This is a genomic window from Bacillus sp. OK048 (assembly GCF_900103525.1).
Taxonomy (GTDB): Bacteria; Bacillota; Bacilli; order Bacillales; family Cytobacillaceae; genus Neobacillus.
Map to the genome: position 1 here is coordinate 300,709 of NZ_FNHN01000002.1, position 19,017 is coordinate 319,725.

At 39.2% G+C, this 19,017-nt stretch carries 14 protein-coding genes, 1 other RNA gene and 1 other annotated feature; of the genes, 2 read left to right on the plus strand and 13 right to left on the minus strand.

All coding sequences use genetic code 11. The annotated features are described in order from the left end of the window. The first annotated feature begins 81 nt into the window (after positions 1-81). The gene (locus tag BLR86_RS04930; RefSeq protein ID WP_090758883.1) at positions 82-1,353 is read left to right on the plus strand and encodes a replication-associated recombination protein A; all 1,272 of its coding nucleotides are present in this window, start codon (positions 82-84) and stop codon (positions 1,351-1,353) included. Between the two features lie 362 nt (positions 1,354-1,715). Here the strand turns inward: BLR86_RS04930 and BLR86_RS04935 are convergent, their stop codons facing one another. The 7 genes from BLR86_RS04935 to BLR86_RS25610 form a co-directional block, all read right to left on the minus strand. Next, a complete protein-coding gene (locus BLR86_RS04935; protein WP_090758885.1) occupies positions 1,716-2,666 on the minus strand; it encodes an ABC transporter permease in 951 nt (316 codons plus the stop codon). Continuing rightward, complete coding sequence (locus tag BLR86_RS04940; RefSeq protein WP_090758887.1) at positions 2,659-3,585, minus strand: ABC transporter ATP-binding protein; 927 nt, start codon at positions 3,583-3,585, stop codon at positions 2,659-2,661. The genes BLR86_RS04935 and BLR86_RS04940 overlap by 8 nt, the downstream gene beginning before the upstream one ends. Positions 3,586-3,691: 106 nt before the next feature. Continuing rightward, entirely contained in the window at positions 3,692-4,459 is a 768-nt protein-coding gene (locus BLR86_RS04945; RefSeq protein WP_090758888.1) for a tRNA threonylcarbamoyladenosine dehydratase, read from the minus strand. A 279-nt stretch (positions 4,460-4,738) separates the two neighbouring features. Then, positions 4,739-4,935: non-coding RNA, 6S RNA (gene ssrS / locus BLR86_RS04950), on the minus strand. A 61-nt stretch (positions 4,936-4,996) separates the two neighbouring features. After that, entirely contained in the window at positions 4,997-6,775 is a 1,779-nt protein-coding gene (aspS, locus tag BLR86_RS04955; protein WP_090758890.1) for an aspartate--tRNA ligase, read from the minus strand. 15 nt (positions 6,776-6,790) lie between these two features. Beyond that, positions 6,791-8,062: a histidine--tRNA ligase gene (gene hisS / locus BLR86_RS04960; RefSeq protein WP_090758892.1), complete on the minus strand. Its 1,272-nt coding sequence runs from the start codon at positions 8,060-8,062 to the stop codon at positions 6,791-6,793. Between the two features lie 74 nt (positions 8,063-8,136). Then, positions 8,137-8,382, minus strand: a binding site (T-box leader). A gap of 56 nt (positions 8,383-8,438) precedes the next feature. After that, a complete protein-coding gene (locus BLR86_RS25610; RefSeq protein ID WP_139185568.1) occupies positions 8,439-8,618 on the minus strand; it encodes a hypothetical protein in 180 nt (59 codons plus the stop codon). Positions 8,619-8,771: 153 nt separating this feature from the next. Between BLR86_RS25610 and BLR86_RS04965 the strand changes: the two genes are divergently transcribed. Next, complete coding sequence (locus BLR86_RS04965) at positions 8,772-10,493, plus strand: N-acetylmuramoyl-L-alanine amidase family protein (protein ID WP_090758894.1); 1,722 nt, start codon at positions 8,772-8,774, stop codon at positions 10,491-10,493. 38 nt (positions 10,494-10,531) lie between these two features. Here BLR86_RS04965 and dtd read toward each other — a convergent pair whose 3' ends face one another. From dtd to BLR86_RS04995, 6 genes are all read right to left on the minus strand, one after another. Beyond that, entirely contained in the window at positions 10,532-10,975 is a 444-nt protein-coding gene (gene dtd, locus BLR86_RS04970) for a D-aminoacyl-tRNA deacylase (protein ID WP_090758896.1), read from the minus strand. Between the two features lie 14 nt (positions 10,976-10,989). Beyond that, positions 10,990-13,185, minus strand: a complete 2,196-nt coding sequence (locus BLR86_RS04975; RefSeq protein WP_090758898.1) for a RelA/SpoT family protein — start codon at positions 13,183-13,185, stop codon at positions 10,990-10,992. A 227-nt stretch (positions 13,186-13,412) separates the two neighbouring features. Then, positions 13,413-13,925 (minus strand): adenine phosphoribosyltransferase, encoded by a 513-nt coding sequence (locus BLR86_RS04980; protein WP_090758900.1) that lies wholly within the window; start codon positions 13,923-13,925, stop codon positions 13,413-13,415. Next, positions 13,925-16,279, minus strand: a complete 2,355-nt coding sequence (recJ, locus tag BLR86_RS04985; RefSeq protein WP_090758902.1) for a single-stranded-DNA-specific exonuclease RecJ — start codon at positions 16,277-16,279, stop codon at positions 13,925-13,927. The genes BLR86_RS04980 and recJ overlap by 1 nt, the downstream gene beginning before the upstream one ends. A gap of 87 nt (positions 16,280-16,366) precedes the next feature. Continuing rightward, positions 16,367-18,631: a protein translocase subunit SecDF gene (gene secDF / locus BLR86_RS04990; protein ID WP_090758904.1), complete on the minus strand. Its 2,265-nt coding sequence runs from the start codon at positions 18,629-18,631 to the stop codon at positions 16,367-16,369. Between the two features lie 85 nt (positions 18,632-18,716). Beyond that, entirely contained in the window at positions 18,717-19,013 is a 297-nt protein-coding gene (locus BLR86_RS04995; protein ID WP_090758907.1) for a post-transcriptional regulator, read from the minus strand. Positions 19,014-19,017 lie beyond the last annotated feature (4 nt).

The following is a 19,017-nucleotide window of genomic DNA, read 5'->3' on the forward strand; positions in this document are numbered from 1 at the left end:
ATATCATATTGTACTTTAATATGCTTTTCCATTAGAAAATGGTAGAGTTAAATAGAATCTATTTAGTTGGAGCGATGTGTAATGCAACAAAAGCCGCTAGCATTTCGGATGCGCCCTAGGACAATTGAAGAAGTTGTTGGGCAGCAGCACCTTGTGGCCGATGATAAAATTATTGCCCGAATGGTGAAAGCTAAACAACTGACATCAATGATTTTATATGGACCACCGGGAATTGGTAAAACTTCCATTGCGAGTGCGATTGCCGGAAGTACGAAATATGCATTTCGGACCCTTAATGCAGTCACAAATAATAAAAAAGACATGGAAATCGTCGCTGCAGAAGCAAAAATGTCCGGAAAGGTAATTTTACTCTTGGATGAGGTCCATCGACTTGATAAAGGAAAACAAGATTTTTTATTACCATTTTTAGAAAATGGTTTAATTACCTTAATTGGAGCAACCACAAGTAATCCATATCATGCGATTAATCCCGCGATTCGCAGCCGGTGTCAAATTTTCGAACTCAAACCGTTAATTCCTGAAGAAATAAAACTAGCACTAATCCACGCTATCGAAGATGAAGAGCGTGGCTTCGGAAAGCTCAAGATTACTATTTCCGAAGATGCACTAATTCATTTTGCTACCGCCTCAAATGGTGATGTCCGCAGTTCTTTAAATGCACTTGAACTTGCTGTCCTTTCCACTGAAAAGGATGAGGAGCAAGTCATCCATATTAATTTGGAAACTGCAGAAGAATGCATGCAGAAAAAAAGTTTTGGTTCTGATAAAGATGGTGACGGGCATTATGATGTCCTATCTGCCTTTCAAAAATCGATCCGAGGTAGTGACGTAAATGCGGCCCTCCATTATCTCGGAAGATTAATCGAAGCAGGTGATCTTCAAAGTATCAGCAGACGGCTACTCGTTATTGCCTACGAAGATATTGGCCTTGCTAGTCCACAGGCAGGTGCAAGGACATTAGCTGCCATTGAGACATCTGAAAGAATTGGTTTCCCTGAAGCTAGAATTCCGCTTGCAAACGCTGTGATAGAGCTTTGTTTGTCACCAAAATCCAATTCTGCTGTAATCGCTATAGGTGATGCCATTGCAGATATCCAAAAAGGAATCATCGGCGAGGTTCCAGATCATTTACGCGACGCCCATTATAAAGGTGCCAAAGAGCTTGGAAGAGGAATCGGCTATTTGTATCCGCATGATTACGAGTCCGGCTGGGTTCCACAACAATATCTGCCGAATAAATTAAAAAACAAACAGTATTATCAGCCGAAGAAAACCGGTAAATTTGAACAGGCATTAGCAAGCGTTTATGAAAAACTTCTACGAAAAAAATAACCTCCGGGGCCTCCCAGAGGTTTAATTTTCGGTGCCGTTTTTGATTTCTATATGCTGGTCGATAAAAAGCTGTTGATTCCCGCATCTAGCGGGTACGCACTTATTGAGTGGGGGTTCAGGGTTAAGCACCCGAGCCCAGAATAGACGGAAGAATTCCGCTTAATTAGTTTTTTTTATTGAAAAAGGCTTAAATAGGCGGAGAGATTCCGCCTATCTACTCGAAAAATTCAAAAATGAGAGATTTTGCTTTGCATAACCGGAAAACCTCCGCTTATTTACCCCAAAATGCGCTCCATTCTGCATTTAACCGGAAAATCTCCGCTTATTTTTTTCTTATGCGGCAATATCCCGCTAATTTTTTCTTATGCTGAAATATCCCGCTTATTAAAGACATAAAAAGCCAAAAGTTGAAAGATCACGAAGTATATCAGTAACATGAAAATAGAGAAAGACATCGTCATCCCCACTAGAAGAGGGGTTCCCTCGATATATTGCATTAAGTTCGTATTTGCAAACAAAATATATTTTGCCCAATCAAACTTCATCGATATCAGGGCCGTAAATTGACTGCCAGTAAACATTAAGAATAACGAAATACCAATAGCCAGTGAGCTATTTCTAAAAACAGTAGAAATCATAAAAGCCATGGTTGTGAGCATCATCATTTCAATCGATCCTAACCCATAATAAATGATGAGGTGGACGACAATATGCTGCTCTGTTATTTTTCCATTAAAGTAATTTAAATAGGGTACCGCTTGGTCTGGGATACCAAATAGAAAAGCGCCAAGGAGTGCTGAAAAAACAAATAGAATGCTCACCATAAACAATGCGAATATCAATACAGTTAAATACTTGGATAACAAGATTTTACTTCGATTGATCGGACGAATAAGAAGCAGTTTAATTGTACCCCATGAAAATTCGCTGGCGACGATACCGGCGGATATCACTATTGTAAATAATCCAGCTAATAAAATAAGCTCTGAATTGTCTTTGACAAACGACCATAAATGATACTTTTCCCTAAAAGGAATATCATGTTCAATTCTATATTCATTTATCTCTATCTGTTTTTTATAATATTCTTGTTCTGTCTTAAACTGACTTGACTCTAGCTGCTTTTTCAATGCTTCATTTTCCTGTTGCAGGACCGGTTTCCAGTCCTCTGTTACATTTGGTTCATCTTCAACCAAGTTATACTTCATGAAAACACCAGTAACTGAGACAATGACCAATAAAATAGCAATCATTACATATGTACCAGGTCTCCTGAAAATTTTCATTAACTCATTCCGAATCAAATTAATCATGTTTTAAAGCCCCCTTATCCGATGTTACTTCAAGGAAGCGGTCCTCTAATGTTTTGGTAACCTCTCTGATTCCAAATAGTTGGATATCCTCTTCTACAAACATTTTTACGATAGCAGGTACTTCTTTTTTGGGAACTTCTATTGTTATACCGTTTCGTGAATGGGTTGCTGCGATTGTCGGATAGTTGGTTTTCAAAAGGGTCATTGCCTTTTCACTAGGAATAATTTCAAACTCAAAGCTAGCCGTATTCCCATGGACAAATTCCTGGACCAATTGGACATCAATCAGTCTGCCTTCTTGAATAATTCCGATTCGATCACACATCATTTCCATCTCTGACAGGATATGGCTGGAGACAATCACAGCCATTCCCTTTTCACGGGCAAGAAGACGGATATAATCACGTATTTCTCTAATACCTGCAGGGTCCAGTCCATTTGTTGGCTCGTCCAAAATCAACACTTTCGGATCATGCAACAGACATTGAGCCAAGCCTAATCTTTGCCGCATCCCTAGAGAGTAGGTTTTTACCTTATCATGAATCCGGTCCGATAGTCCGACTAGCTTAACGGTTTCATTAATTTTTTCCCTTGATATCCCTTTAACCATTCTTGCGTAGTGGACTAGGTTTTGATATCCGCTTAAAAATTTGTACATTTCCGGGTTTTCAACGATGGCTCCGACATGTTGCACGGCATCTTCGAACTTGGTTTTAATGCTGAAACCACCGATTGTAATATCCCCTGATGTGATGCCCATTAAGCCTACAATCATTCGAATGGTGGTCGTTTTGCCAGCTCCATTGGGGCCTAGAAATCCAAAAACTTCACCTTTATTAACTTCAAAACTGATATCATCTATGATCGTTCTGCCTTTAATTACTTTCGTGACATCTTTAATAACCACGATAGATTCCAAGAAATTCCCCCCTCTCTTTCTTAACAAGTGTAACTTATTTTAGATAAAATTTACCAATTTATTTAAATAAAAAAGAACCCCAAACATTTCCGTTCGGGGTTAACACCTATTTTCCATCAGCAACGCGGTTGATTTTAATATCCGAAAGTAATTCTCGAACAACATAGCTTGCCATAATTAATCCACAGGCAGACGGTACGAAGGCATTTGAGGCTGGTGGCATTTGCCCCTTACGAGTCGGCGCATTCTCATTTCCCACTTCTTTCTTGATATCCTCACGAATGACAATCGGGCTCTCATCCGAGAAGACTACAGGAATACCTTTATGAATTCTTTCCTTACGAAGCTTAGTGCGGATTACTTTAGCGATCGGGTCTGTATGTGTTTTCGAAATATCAGCAATTTTGAAGCGGGTTGGGTCCATTTTGTTGGCCGCGCCCATGCTGGAGATGATCGGAATATTTCGTTTTAGACATTCTTTCATCAAGTGAATTTTATAAATAATCGTATCTGAAGCGTCAACAACAAAATCCAAGCCATATTTAAAAAATTCTTCATACGTCTCTTCTGTGTAAAACATTTTTAAAGCGATAACTTCACAATCTGGGTTTATATCTTTAATGCGCTCTTTCATCAGATCTGCTTTAGGCTGTCCGATAGTAGAAAGAAGGGCAATTAGCTGGCGGTTAACATTGGTAATATCAACTACATCTTTATCGACTAATATCAAACGACCAACACCAGAGCGGGCGAGCGCTTCAGCTGCAAATGTGCCGACACCGCCAATGCCTAAGATTGCAACTGTCGTGTTTTTCATTATTTCAAGACCTTCTTTACCAAACGCAAGTTCATTACGAGAAAATTGATGCAGCATGTGAATCCTCCAAAAATTAAATTCGACTTATTATTATTTTTTACCATAAAAAATATAACATACTTGTTCATAAATTCAAGTATTTCTATAGGGATATAAGAAAAGCTTATGTGGCTTTAGAGGGGGGAATGTTGTTCCTCTATTTCATCGACTCTCCATTTACGGGCACAATTACGAAGGAATTGTTCCCCTATTTCATTAGTTCACCATTTACGGGCACAATCCCATTTCTACCCTAAAATAAAAATAGCCCCCTGCTATGCAGGAGACTATTTTTATAAGGGTCCCAATGGTGCCGTCGCGCTTAGTTCCTTCTTTTGATCCCGCCACTCTCGCAGGTGGGTGTCTTGTTCCAAGTTTTTGTAAGTCCTTTTTACCGTATAGGTTGAGGCTTTTACGCAGCTTGAAAACGGCAGACTCCCGAAGAAATAATGTTGGTCAAAAGTTAGGTAATACAACGAACATTTCAGGACACTTATTTGATTGACTTTATAATATCATATAAAGAAAAACCATTCAAGGGTTTTTGAAAGCGTTTTATTCGTTTTTATTCGTAACGTTTAGTGACAAGTGTAGTTCTTTTAATTGTGCTTCAGAAACCCCACCAGGCGCGTCTGTTAATAGGTCACTTGCACTGGCCGTTTTTGGAAAAGCAATCGTATCACGCAGGTTCGTGCTGCCTGCAAGCAGCATAACCAAACGGTCTAATCCAAGAGCAATTCCACCATGCGGCGGTGTACCGTATTCGAAAGCATTTAACAAGAAACCAAATTGTTCCTGCGCTTCTTCTGGTGTAAATCCAAGCACATTAAACATTTTTTCTTGAACAGGGCGTTCAAAAATTCTTAGACTGCCGCCGCCAAGCTCATAGCCATTCAATACAAGGTCATAGGCTTGTGCCCGGACTTTGGCAGGATCTGTATCTAAATATGGCAAGTCTTCTCTTACCGGCATTGTGAATGGATGATGGGCCGCATAATAACGACCTTCTTCTTCTCCATATTCGAGCAACGGCCAATCTGTAACCCATAAGAAGTTGAACTGGCTTTGATCGATTAATCCTAATTCTTTTCCGAGTTTTGAACGTAGCGCACCTAAAGCATCGGCAACTACATTTTTCTTGTCAGCAACGAATAGAAGCAAGTCACCCTCATTTGCATTCAAAACAGTCCTTAAAGCATTAGCATCCTCATCTGCAAAGAACTTTGCAATTGGACCTTTTAACCCTTCCGCATCTACTTTCATCCAGGCAAGACCTTTTGCCCCATAAACAGCAACAAATTCTGTTAAGGCATCAATATCTTTACGGGAGTATTTTTCTGCAGCTCCTGTTACATTAATCGCCTTTACTTGACCGCCATTCGCCACTGCAGCTGCAAACACTTTAAACCCTGATTCCTTCACAACCTCGCTCAGGTCAACGAGCTCGAGTCCAAACCGAGTATCAGGTTTATCTGAACCAAACCGGCTCATCGCCTCGTCATAGGTCATTCGTGGAAACGGAGCAGGAATATCAAGCCCTTTCACTTCCTTCATCAACCCAGTCATCATTTTTTCCATTAAGCCCAAGATATCCTCTTGTCCAAGGAAACTTGTTTCAATATCAATTTGGGTAAATTCTGGCTGACGGTCTGCGCGTAAGTCTTCATCACGGAAGCAACGAGCAATTTGATAGTAACGCTCAATTCCGCCAAGCATTAATAGCTGCTTAAATAACTGTGGTGACTGCGGTAGCGCATAAAACTCACCAGGATGTACACGGCTTGGTACCAGATAGTCGCGCGCACCCTCTGGAGTGCTTTTTGTTAAAATTGGTGTTTCAATATCCAAGAATCCTTCTGCATCAAGAAAGTCTCTAATTTGTTTAGTAACTTGATGACGCATTTTTAATGTTTCAAAAATAACCGGACGACGGAAGTCTAAATAACGATATTTCAGGCGGATATCTTCCGACGCATCCGTCTTATCTGAAATCACAAAAGGAGGTGTTTTCGCTTCGTTAATAATGTTCACCATATCAGCTTGAACTTCAATTTTACCCGTTTTTAAATTAGGGTTAATCGTTCCCTCTTCACGTGCAATAACTGTTCCTTCAATATCTAGTACATACTCGTTACGGATCTTCTCAGCCGTTTCAAGAGCCGCTTTAGATACATCTGGATTGAAAACAACCTGAACAAGTCCCGAACGGTCGCGCAGATCGATAAAGATTAATCCGCCTAAGTCACGGCGCTTTGCTACCCAGCCTTTAAGCGTTATTTTTTCACCAATGGCTGACTCAGGAACATCGCCACAAAAATACGTTCTCCCGTACATGAAAATCCTCTCCTCTTATCCCTTTAATTCTTGAAAATATTCGATAATTCGTGTTAAATCAATTTCCTCTTGCACACCTGTAGCCATATTCTTTAGATTAATTTTATTATTGTTCAGTTCCTCGTCACCAAGAACGGCAACATACTTGGCGTTTAGACGGTCAGCAGCCTTAAATTGCGCTTTAATTTTTCGATTTAGATAATCTTTCTCAGCCGAAACACCAGCAAGGCGGAGCTTTTGTAAAAGCCCTACCGTATAATCTTTTGCTTCTTCTCCAAGGGTGGCAATGAAGCAATCAATTCCTTGGTTAACTTCTAACTCAATTCCTTCAGCCTTTAGTGCAGCAATAAAACGCTCTATACTCATTGCAAAACCAATTCCCGGTGTTTCTGGACCGCCCATTTCTTCTGCTAAACCGTTATATCGACCGCCGCCGCAAAGAGTGGTAATCGCCCCAAAGCCTTCTGCATCGCTCATAATTTCAAATGCTGTGTGATTATAATAATCTAAACCACGAACAAGGTTTGGATCGACAACAAAGGCAATCTCTAATTGTGTTAAATACTGCTGTAACTTTTCAAAATATGCCTTAGAGTCATCATTTAGATAATCTATAATCGATGGTGCAGTTTTCATTAATTCGTGATCATGATCCTGTTTGCAATCGAGAATACGCAATGGATTTTTTTCCAGGCGATTTTGGCAGTCGTGACAAAACTCGCCGATTCTCGGCTGAAAGTGATTGATTAATGCATTGCGGTGAGCCGTCCTGCTCTCCTTATCGCCAAGACTATTAATAACCAGCTTTAGTTTTTTCAAGCCCATTTCCTTGTATAAATTCATCGCAAGCGAAATAACCTCTGCGTCAATTGCTGGGTCATTACTGCCTAATGCTTCGATACCAAATTGAACAAATTGACGGAAGCGTCCTGCCTGCGGACGTTCATATCGGAACATCGGTCCCATGTAATAAAGCTTTACAGGCTGATTTGGATAGCCAAACATCTTTTTCTCAACAAAGGACCGGACCACTGCAGCTGTACCTTCTGGTCTTAGTGTGAGGCTGCGCCCGCCACGATCTTCAAAGGTGTACATTTCCTTTTGAACAATATCAGTGGTGTCACCCACTCCCCGCGCGAAGAGATCCGTTTGTTCAAACATCGGAGTCCTAATTTCTTGATATTGATATTTCTCGCAAAGCTCTCTTGCTTTTGCTTCAATTAACTGCCATTTTTCTACCTCTCCAGGCAGAATGTCCTGTGTGCCTCTTGGAATGCTAATCGACATAGTAGAATTCCTCCTTACCGTTATTTTTTTTATGTAAAAATAAAAAACAAAAAACTCCCGTCGCTTGTATAAATACAAGGGACGGAAGTTTATTCCGCGGTGCCACCCTAGTTGAAGGCATAGATGATCATGCACTTCCTCTTTTACAGTTAACGCCTGCTCACGTTCAACTCCTACTTGGTCTCAAAAAAGACCTTTTTCAGAGAGAAGCCTACGGAGTGTTCATTCATTAAGTATCATGTAGAAATGCTCTCAGCCTAAGGCATTTCCTCTCTTGTCATGTTTTTAGCTTAACTACTATGCTCCATCATTGGTTGTAACCATGTATTGTATTTATTTAATATTACGGAGCATTGATTCCAATGTCAAGAAGGATTTAGTTTCTTTCTAGATGTTTTTTCAACTTTCTAACATCACCGATCGTTAGTCCAAATTCGGAAGCAAGCTCAAACGTATTATTATGCTGTTCTTTTTGTATAAAATCATGAAAATCCACACCATATATCCGACTATCCATTGATTGTATGCTATTTCCTTTATCGCTTGCTCTCAACACCCATCACCCCATTGTATTCTTCTATAGTTTTATTATTTCCAACCTTCCTAAAAACTTACATGCAAAACAAAATAACCGATATTTTTACAAATAAGGAATGATTTCCATTCCCCTTTACGATAAAATGAAAGATATTGAGAAGGGAGAGTGTGGATGTTAAGGAAATTTATTCTATTATTAGTAAGTTTCACGCTGATTTTTGCTGTATTCCTTCCCCAAGATATAGGTGCAGCAAACGATTCGGTTACCATTGCCGAGGAAACAGTAAATATTCGGAATGGTCCGAGCTTAAGTTATCAGCTTGTGAAACAAGTAAAAAAGGGTGAGAACTTCACCATATTGAAAGAAAAGGGAGATTGGATTCAAATTCAGCTATCAGCAACGAAAACAGGATGGGTTGCCAACTGGGTGGTTACAAAATCATCTAACGGTACAACAATGCCCAGCATTGATAAAAAAACTACAGCTGAAGCCAATACCGATCAATTACGAGTGCGTTCTGGTCCCGGAACTAGCTTCCGGATCATTGGTTACTTAAATAAAGGACAAGCTGTCACTGTCCTTGAGGATAATGAAAACTGGTTAAAAGTAAGAGCAGCATTTGGAGAAGGCTGGGTTGCACGAGAATACATAGATGTAAAAAATACTACTAATAATCCTTCAAAAGAAAAAAACAGCATCGGTAACGGTATTGTGACAGATACATTGAACATACGAAGTGAGCCTTCTGAAACGGGAACGGTTATTGGAAAATTAACAAAAGGGTCTACTATCAGGATTTTTTCAAAAAAAAATAATTGGCTGGAGATCCAGTACGCTGATCAAAAAGCATGGGTTAGTGCTGATTATGTTCAAATGGGTACAGAAAGTCAGCCATCTAAAACTGAGCAGGAATCGATTGGAACAGTAACAGCAAGCAATCTTAGTGTTCGTAGTGACTCTTCGTTAAACTCCAAAATAATCGGTTCTGTTTCGAAAGGACAAAAGTTTACGATTTTGGCAGAAGTAAATAATTGGGTAAAAATTGAATATCAAGCTGGAAAAATAGGCTGGGCTGCAGGCTGGTATTTCAATCGGGATAAAACTAGCCCTAAACAACTTGCCAAAGATAGCAAAGTTACCATTCTCCATAATGGAACCAATATCAGGAAGGATCCTAACACCCAATCAAATGTCCTTCAGCGGGCAAATGAGGGAGACTCCTTTCCAGTTAAGAGTGTCAATAACGATTGGTATGAAATCACCTTGCCGAATGGTACAAATGGTTTTATTGCTGGATGGCTGGTAACAACAAATGGTGCCGGACCTGAAATTGGTAAACAAGGGGCAGAAGGTTACCTGCGCTACAAAACCATCGTCATCGACCCAGGGCATGGAGGGATTGATAATGGTGCTACTGGTACGAGTGGCACACTTGAAAAGGAATTAACACTACGGACTGCTCACCTCTTAACGGATAAACTAAAAGCCGCAGGAGCAAATGTTTTCCTAACAAGAAGCAATGATTCATTTCTTCCCCTTCCTTCAAGGGTCAGAATGGCGAGTGTACATCAGTCAGATGCCTTTATCAGTTTACACTATGATAGTAATATAGACCGCAGCGTCCGGGGGATGACAGGCTATTACTATCATTCTTTTCAAAAAAAACTGGCAGAAGCTGTTTATTATTCAACCAATGCACAAACAAAGTTAAAAAGCCGGGGTGTGCGCTCGGGTGATTACCACGTTATTCGTGAAAATCAAAGGCATGCAGTCTTGATGGAATTAGGCTATCTAAGTAATCCAGCAGAAGAAATGACACTTACATCCGGCCAATTTCAAGAAAGCGTCGCAACTGGTTTATTTAATGGACTGGCACGGTATTTTAAAGAATAAAAAAATGCTTGGCAGCTATATAAAGTGCCAAGCATTTTTTAACCCTTACTATCAACAATTAGTGTGACAGGACCGTCATTGATTAGTTCAACATCCATCATCGCTCCAAAGATACCCGTTTCAACCTTGATACCTTTTTCACGTAATAAATGGTTGAATCTTTCATATAATTGATTCGCTTGTTCCGGTTTAGCTGCTTCCATGAAATTGGGTCTTCTTCCTTTTCGGCAATCCCCATACAAAGTGAATTGGGAAACAGAAAGGATTTCCCCGCCAACCTCTACTAAAGATAAATTCATTTTTCCGGCGTCATCTTCAAAAATCCGTAGATTGGCAATTTTTTCAGCTAAATAAGCCGCATCCTCATCTTTATCATGATGTGTAACACCAACAAGGAGGACGAGACCTTTGGAAATTTGTCCCGTTATTTCTTCATTTACCGTTACTTTCGCATTTTTACTGCGCTGTACAACAACTCGCATATTACCTGAACTCCCTAATTCATAATCCGGCGAACCGAATAAATATCTGGAATTTGTTTAATTCGTTCAACCACTTTATGCAAATGATTAACATTATGAATGGCAATCGACATACTGATTGTCGCCATTTTATTACGGTCAGATTTGCCAGAAACAGCTGAAATATTGGTTTTCGTTTCACTTACTGCTTGCAGAACCTCATTCAGGATACCCCGGCGGTCATAACCACTGATTTCAATATCGACATTATATTCTTTACGGTCATTTAAAGAAGATTCCCACTCAACAGGTATTAACCTGGTTTGCGCATCATTAGAGTCGATATTCGTACAATCGGCACGATGGACAGAAACACCGCGTCCTTTGGTAATAAAGCCGACAATGTCGTCACCAGGGACAGGGCTACAACATCTCGACAGACGAATCAATAAATTATCGATTCCAGCAACGCGAACCCCTGATTCCCTCCGTTTCGAAGAAGGAAATGACTTCATATCTGAAATAGCACTGGTTATTGTCGCTGATTGCTCTTGATCTCGCTTTTTACGCCACTTCTCTGTTAAACGATTGGCTACCTGCAGTGCGGTTACCCCATTATAGCCAACCGCTGCATACATATCGTCCTCATTGGTAAAATTAAACTTTTCCGCAACCTTTTTGAGGTTTTCAGCAGTTAAAATTTCCTTTAAATCGAATTCCATAGCACGGATTTCTTTTTCAACTAGTTCTTTTCCTTTATCGACATTTTCATCACGGCGCTGCTTCTTGAAAAAAGCACGAATTTTGTTCTTAGCCTGAGACGTTTGTGCAAGCTTTAACCAGTCTTGACTTGGCCCATATGAATGCTTAGAAGTAAGGATTTCGATAATGTCACCTGTTTTAAGCCGATAATCGAGCGTAACCATCTTACCATTAACTTTTGCACCTATCGTTTTATTGCCGATTTCACTGTGAATTCGATAAGCAAAATCAATTGGAACGGAACCAGACGGCATTTCAATGACATCACCTTTTGGGGTGAAAACAAAAACCATGTCAGAGAATAAATCAATTTTTAAAGACTCCATAAACTCTTCTGCATTTGCAGTGTCATTTTGAAATTCTAGAATTTCTCTGAACCAAGTTAATTTTTGTTCGTAAGATGTTGTATCACTAAGTGCTTTTCCTTCTTTATAGGCCCAGTGGGCGGCAATCCCGAATTCTGCAATTCTGTGCATTTCGGAGGTCCGTATTTGTACCTCGAGTGGATCTCCCTTAGGTCCTATGACCGTTGTATGAAGAGATTGATACATATTCTGCTTCGGCATCGCAATATAATCTTTAAATCGTCCTGGCATTGGCTTCCAGCAAGTATGGATGATTCCTAATACGGCATAACAATCTTTAATGCTATTTACGACAATTCGAACAGCAAGTAAATCATAAATCTCACTAAATTGTTTATTTTGCTGAACCATTTTACGGTAAATGCTGTAGATATGTTTAGGTCTTCCATTAAGCTCCGCATTAATGGACACTTCTTTCATTCTGTCACGAACCTCATCCATGACATCGACTAAGTATTGCTCCCGTTCTGCACGCTTCTTTTTCATTAAGTTAACAATACGGTAATATTGCTGTGGGTTTAAATATCTTAATGCTGTATCTTCCAACTCCCACTTAATCGTAGAAATACCAAGACGATGGGCTAAAGGTGCAAAGATTTCAAGGGTTTCATTTGAAATCCGACGCTGCTTCTCAACAGGAAGGTGCTTTAGCGTTCTCATATTATGCAAACGATCAGCAAGCTTAATCAAAATAACGCGGATATCTTGAGCCATTGCCACAAACATTTTTCTGTGGTTTTCTGCCTGCTGTTCCTCGTGTGATTTATATTTAATTTTTCCTAATTTCGTAACCCCGTCGACAAGCATGGCCACTTCGTCATTAAATTCACTCTCGATGTCCTTTAATGTAACATCCGTGTCTTCAACAACATCATGTAGAAAACCAGCAGCTACCGTTTCAGGATCCATCTCCAAATCTGCTAGAATTCCAGCAACTTGAATGGGATGAATAATGTACGGTTCACCCGATTTTCTATATTGTTCACGATGAGAATGTTTGGCGAATTCGTACGCTTTTCTTACTAATTCAACATGCTCCTCGTTTAAATAGGCACTCGTCTTGTCGATGACTTGTTCGGCGGTTAGAACTTGATCGTTCGCCATAAAATCACCTTATTTTTCGTCTCATTTTTTTATTTTTTTATTATTTAATGTTCCCCTGATTAAACTAGTTACTAATGAATGTTACTATTATCGAAAAAAAACGCTCAGAAGTAAAGGGATTGATACTTATTTTACAGTATTTTAAGAAAAAAGTGTCGAAATACGACTAATTAATAGCGCTCTTTTTATAACAAGAGAGCACTCATTTACGAGTGCCCCCATCACTATTAATAATTCATCAATGTCATGATGTCGTAGCCTTCAAGTTTCTTACGACCATCAAGGTACGATAATTCAATTAGAAACGCAATTCCTACAACCACACCGCCAAGCTGTTCAACTAATTGGATGGTTGCTTCAATGGTTCCACCTGTCGCTAACAAATCATCGGTAATAAGAACACGTTGTCCTGGTTGAATCGCGTCGTTATGAATGGTAAGGATATCACTGCCATATTCTAATCCATAGCTAACTTTAACTGTTTCACGCGGCAGTTTTCCTTCTTTACGAACAGGAGCAAAGCCAATTCCAAGGGAATATGCCACAGGGCAGCCAATAATAAATCCTCTTGCTTCTGGACCCACAATTAAATCAATGTGTTTATCTTTCGCATAGGCAACGATTTGGTCCGTTGCATACTTATATGCTTCTCCATTATTCATTAAAGGAGTAATATCCTTAAAATTTATTCCGGGTTTTGGATAATCTGGTACGATTGCGATAAATTGTTCTAAGTCCATTACTTAATTGCCTCCTCAATATGAACTGATTCCTCGATGACTTGGTCAAACCAACTCTTTAATTGTTGAAAGGATGAAAATAATAAATCTCTTTCAAGGATATATTGAGCTTGTTTTGTTTGATAAGTGATTGAATCAGTTAGGTCACGCTTTTGTGATAGTTTATTTAACGTAATAAATCCATTGTTTATTGTAACAAAATCCAGTTCAGAAAACACCTTTGACATAAAGGTTATCGTTTCAGTCGACCAGCCACGGTGTTTGGCAATTTCATCACCATGGCGACGTAAATCAATTGGGCCTTTTTTTAATAAAAAAGCATAAAACCATTTAAAATGATCCCTAGTCGGTAAGGTACTAAAGAAATCACTTGATTCTTTGTAAAAATAAGCATAAATTCGAGCTGGCTGTTTTCCATTAAACAAGTGACGAAGCAGTTCCTTAGATGTCGGAAAGTCAACGAGAACAACATTGGCTTCATAGGAATCGAATCTCTTAGCATCGTTCTCATCTTGAATTAGAATGGCCTCGTTCGCTAGAGCTGGTTCGATTTTATCAAACTGTTCTTTATTAAAAAAGATATATTTCCGGTTTTCAATAGGAATGTTTTGTGTCATTGAATGTATGCGTTTAACACCACGATGATCAAATAATTGCCATGATTCAACAGCAATATCCTGGATAAAAATTTGCGGTTTACGGATATTATTCCACTCATTGATGGCTAATTCACCAATTAGTGAAATTTTTGAAGCTGGTGAAATATGGTCAACTAAGGATCCAAGTCCAAATCCAATCCCATCTAGGTTTGCACCATTTTCATTAACCATGACTTTCAGATGATTTTGCTCTGATCCAATCTTTCTCATCGAAGAGATTTGGACATGATTGATTAACACCTTAGGCTTTGGGTTGTCCATTCCAAATGGAGCAAGAAGGTTTAGTTCATCTAGGGCATCCAAATTGATCGCATCTACATTTATTTGATGATCTAGTAACGTAACGGGTACAAAATCCTCTTCTGACAACTGTTCATCCGCAAGTTGATTTAATCTTGAGCGCAGCTCTGCTACATCTTTAAGGTTTAGTGTCATACCTGCTGCCATTGGATGTCCGCCAAAATGAGGCAGAATATCGCGACAAGTTGAAAGATTTTTAAATAAATCTAAGCCAGCAATACTTCGAGCTGATCCTTTTGCTAACCCTTTTTCTTGATCAAAACTAAGGACTATCGTCGGCCTATAGAACTTATCAACTAATCTTGAGGCAACAATGCCGATTACTCCTGCATTCCAACCTTCTTTTCCTATGACGAGAACTGAATTCGATTCAATCGGATAATTTTTTTCTACCTCTTCTATGGCTTCAAGGGTAATGGAATTAACAATTGATTGTCTCGTTTTGTTAAGTTCATCCATTTCCTGTGCTAGGCTTTCGGCTTCATACGGGTCATCTGTAAGCAAAAGCTCCACAGCCATACCTGCATCTTCTAATCTGCCAACAGCATTAATTCGAGGCGCGAGTGTAAAACCAATGGTTTCTTCCGTTACAGATTGCTGATCCACACCAGAAACTTTAAGAATCGCTTTTAATCCTTTGTTCGATGTTACTTTTAGTCTTTCTAAACCCTTTTTTGCAATCAGACGATTTTCATCTTTTAATGAAACTAAATCAGCAATCGTACCTATAACGGCTATTTCCAATAAGTGCTCTGGAACCTTTCCGTACAGGGCATGGGCTAATTTGAAGGCAACTCCTACCCCCGCCAATTCCCGAAACGGGTACCTACTATCGGGTAGTTTAGGATGAATAATTGCTAGTGCTTCAGGTAAAATTGGACCCGGCTCATGGTGGTCCGTGATGATTAAGTCGAGATCAAGTTCTTTCGCTATAGCTGCTTCATGTACGGCAGAAATCCCTGTATCTACAGTAATAATTAACTTTATTCCAGACGCTGCTGCTTGACGAAAGGCTGGTTCATTTGGTCCATAACCTTCAGTAAAACGATTAGGAATATAAAATTGGACATTGGCTCCCAATTCTCTAAGGGTAACCATTAATACGGTTGTACTGCTGACACCATCCGCATCATAATCTCCAAAAATTAAAATAGGTTCTTGTTTATCTATTGCTTCGCGAATTCTGTTTACAGCTATATCCATGCCTTTTAATAAATAAGGGTCATGGAAATGCTCTTTTCCAAATAAAAAATACCGTGCAGAATCAACGGTATCTATTCCGCGGTTGATAAGCAGCGATGCAACAAGTGGCGTAATCTTCAATTCGGTTTCGAGAGTTTTTACTAGTTGTTGGTCAGATTCACGAACAATCCATCTAGTTTTTGACTTTAACATGCGTTCACCCCTCAGACTTTACTATTATACAGGAGCATGATTGACAGTTCAATCCATAAAAAAAACCGCTAAATGCGGTTTTTTCCATTACACTTGCGGCTCGTCCGAGTATTTTCTTTTTTCTTTCACTGTTTTAATGGTTCCCTTCTTTTTCAACTCTTTAGCTTTTAATACAACCCAAAGATTTGTAGCGATGAAAATCGAAGAGTACACACCTGTTACTAACCCAACTAACATTGCAATATTGAAATTCCGGATGGACTCACTTCCAAAGATCGTCATCGCAAGAACAGTGATTAATACAGTAAATACGGTATTCACTGAACGTGTTAACGTTTGACGAACACTTACATTCACGACATCAGCTATGTCCTCGAAAGTTTTAAGACGCTTCTTCTTCTGCAAGTTCTCACGCATTCTGTCAAAGGTAACAATCGTATCATTAATTGAGTAACCGATGATGGTTAACACAGCAGCGATAAATGTTAAATCCACTTCTAGTCTTGTAATACTGAAAAAAGCAACCATAAAGAAAGCATCATGCAACAGTGAGACAATAGCCCCAATTGCCATTGCGAACTCAAACCGGACCGTTACATAAATAATTATTCCGATTGAAGCAATGATGAGGGCAATAACTCCGTTTTTCGCCAACTCTTTACCCACTGTCGGAGAAACGGAACTTACACTCGGATCAGCGCCGAATTCATTATGGAAAGTTGTTTTTAACTCTAAGATTTCATCCTTCGATAATACCTCTTTCGTTCGAGCAGACGCAACTTCTTTGTTATCTCCAGAAAGCGTAATATCATCAATACTAATATTAAGTTTGTCAAAGGCTTTTTCAACCCGTTCTGCTGTCAATGGTTTGTCAGATAAGACTTCAATCCGCGTGCCCTTTGAAAAATCGATAGACAGATTCAAACGTAAAATCAGGATTAACACTAAGCCAGCAGCAATGAGTACACCAGAGACGATAAAAAATAATTTTCTTACCTTTACAAAATCATAGCGATCCCATCTAGTTGGAAGATCAATTGCATCGTAATTTTCTGCTAAATCTTTTATTGCAGATTTTTTCACACCAAACCAGCTAGCCTTTTTATTCAAGAAGCCGCTATTGACCCACATACCTAAAAATAGGCGAGAACCAAATACAGCTGTAAGAAAGCTTAACAAAATGCTGACCAAGAGCATGGTGGCGAATCCTTTAATGGAGCTCGTCCCATAGAAAAATAAAACAGCTGCCGTTAAAATCGTCGTCAAGTTGGAGTCAAGGATTGAGGTAAACGATCCTTTACTACCAGATTGAAAAGCTGATTTTATCGATTTACCAACTTTAATTTCTTCCCTTATTCGTTCGTAGGTGATGATATTGGCATCAACCGCCATCCCGACCCCAAGTATTAGGGCGGCGATTCCCGGTAAAGTAAGAACCCCATTCATCCAATCAAACACTAATAAAACTAGATAAATGTAAATGGATAACGTAACGGTTGCAATAAAACCAGGAAAACGGTAGTAAACTAACATAAATAAATAAATAAGGGCTATCCCGATAATACCTGCTAGTATCGTTTGGTTTAACGCCTGTTCACCGAATTTTGCTCCAACAGAAGTCGAGTATACTTCAGTTAGCTTAACAGGAAGTGCTCCAGCATTTAATAGTGAAGACAGCTCTTGAGCTTCCTTTGCAGTAAAGCTTCCCACGATAGATACAGTATTTTGGTTAAAAATTTCTTTTACAGTTGGCGCTGATAAAAATTTAGGATTTACTTTTGTAATTTCAGTCTTAAAGGAATCTTTTCCTTCCTCAAAATCAAGCCAAATAACTAATACATTATTCGGTGCCATTTTAACAATTTCTTCAGTAACATTTTTGAACTTTTCAGCACTCTTTAATTTTAACGAGACACTTGGTGCTCCATTTTCGTCGAACGTCTGTTTAGCGCCGCCTTCAGCTAAATCTGTTCCATCCATCATGATACGGTCATTCGCGTCCCTGAAGGTTAGATTGGCTTGGGTCGAGAGGATATTTCGTGCTTCGTTTTGATCTGTTACCCCAGCAAGCTGAACACGAATACGATTTTCTCCCTCAACTTGTATATTCGGTTCGCTTACACCAAGTACGTTAATCCGCTTATCAAGCGCCGTGGCAGTACTTGCTAACGTATCTTTGTCAATTTTCTGACCTTTTTTCGCTGGTGTAACATCATATAAAACCTCAAAGCCACCTTGAAGGTCTAAACCTAGTTTAATGTTTTTCAAAATACCTTTTGATGTAACTCCCATTGTGCTTCCTATTAATAAAACTACTAGCAGGAAAGCAATGATTCTACTGCGCTTAACCATTATGTATGTTCCTCCTTAGGGCTTAGGCTTTGGCCAAAGCACTGCAACGAAAAGCCTTATATAAAAATCATTCTTCTATTATAATTTATTTCAATAACTCTTTCCATTCATTTTCATCTTTCAAATTAAAATCATTGTTTTTATATGTTTCAATCGTTGTAAAGCTTATGTAATCACTGACCTTTACGGAAAGGATATCATCAATAATCTCATAAAGCCTGATATCGTTTTTTACCTTCTTCCATTTTTTCTTTTGTAAGAACTCCCAAAGACCAGCTTCTGATACTTCTTTGTAGCCAAGCAAGCGAAATTCTTCCAATTTGCTAATTAATGCTGGTTTTACCTGGGTGTGAAAATGATTGTATGCGTGGCTTTTCTCCAATGCA

Bases quoted from the DNA above. Each gene is read 5' to 3' on its own strand.
- BLR86_RS04945 (WP_090758888.1), bottom strand. From the start codon at position 4,459: ATGCTGCATCAATTTTCTCGTAATGAACTTGCGTTTGGTAAAGAAGGT.
- BLR86_RS04965 (WP_090758894.1), top strand. From the start codon at position 8,772: ATGTTAAGGAAATTTATTCTATTATTAGTAAGTTTCACGCTGATTTTT.
- secDF (WP_090758904.1), bottom strand. From the start codon at position 18,631: ATGGTTAAGCGCAGTAGAATCATTGCTTTCCTGCTAGTAGTTTTATTA.
- BLR86_RS04935 (WP_090758885.1), bottom strand. From the start codon at position 2,666: ATGATTAATTTGATTCGGAATGAGTTAATGAAAATTTTCAGGAGACCT.
- hisS (WP_090758892.1), bottom strand. From the start codon at position 8,062: ATGTCGATTAGCATTCCAAGAGGCACACAGGACATTCTGCCTGGAGAG.
- aspS (WP_090758890.1), bottom strand. From the start codon at position 6,775: ATGTACGGGAGAACGTATTTTTGTGGCGATGTTCCTGAGTCAGCCATT.
- recJ (WP_090758902.1), bottom strand. From the start codon at position 16,279: ATGTTAAAGTCAAAAACTAGATGGATTGTTCGTGAATCTGACCAACAA.
- BLR86_RS04980 (WP_090758900.1), bottom strand. From the start codon at position 13,925: ATGGACTTAGAACAATTTATCGCAATCGTACCAGATTATCCAAAACCC.
- BLR86_RS04975 (WP_090758898.1), bottom strand. From the start codon at position 13,185: ATGGCGAACGATCAAGTTCTAACCGCCGAACAAGTCATCGACAAGACG.
- dtd (WP_090758896.1), bottom strand. From the start codon at position 10,975: ATGCGAGTTGTTGTACAGCGCAGTAAAAATGCGAAAGTAACGGTAAAT.
- BLR86_RS04930 (WP_090758883.1), top strand. From the start codon at position 82: ATGCAACAAAAGCCGCTAGCATTTCGGATGCGCCCTAGGACAATTGAA.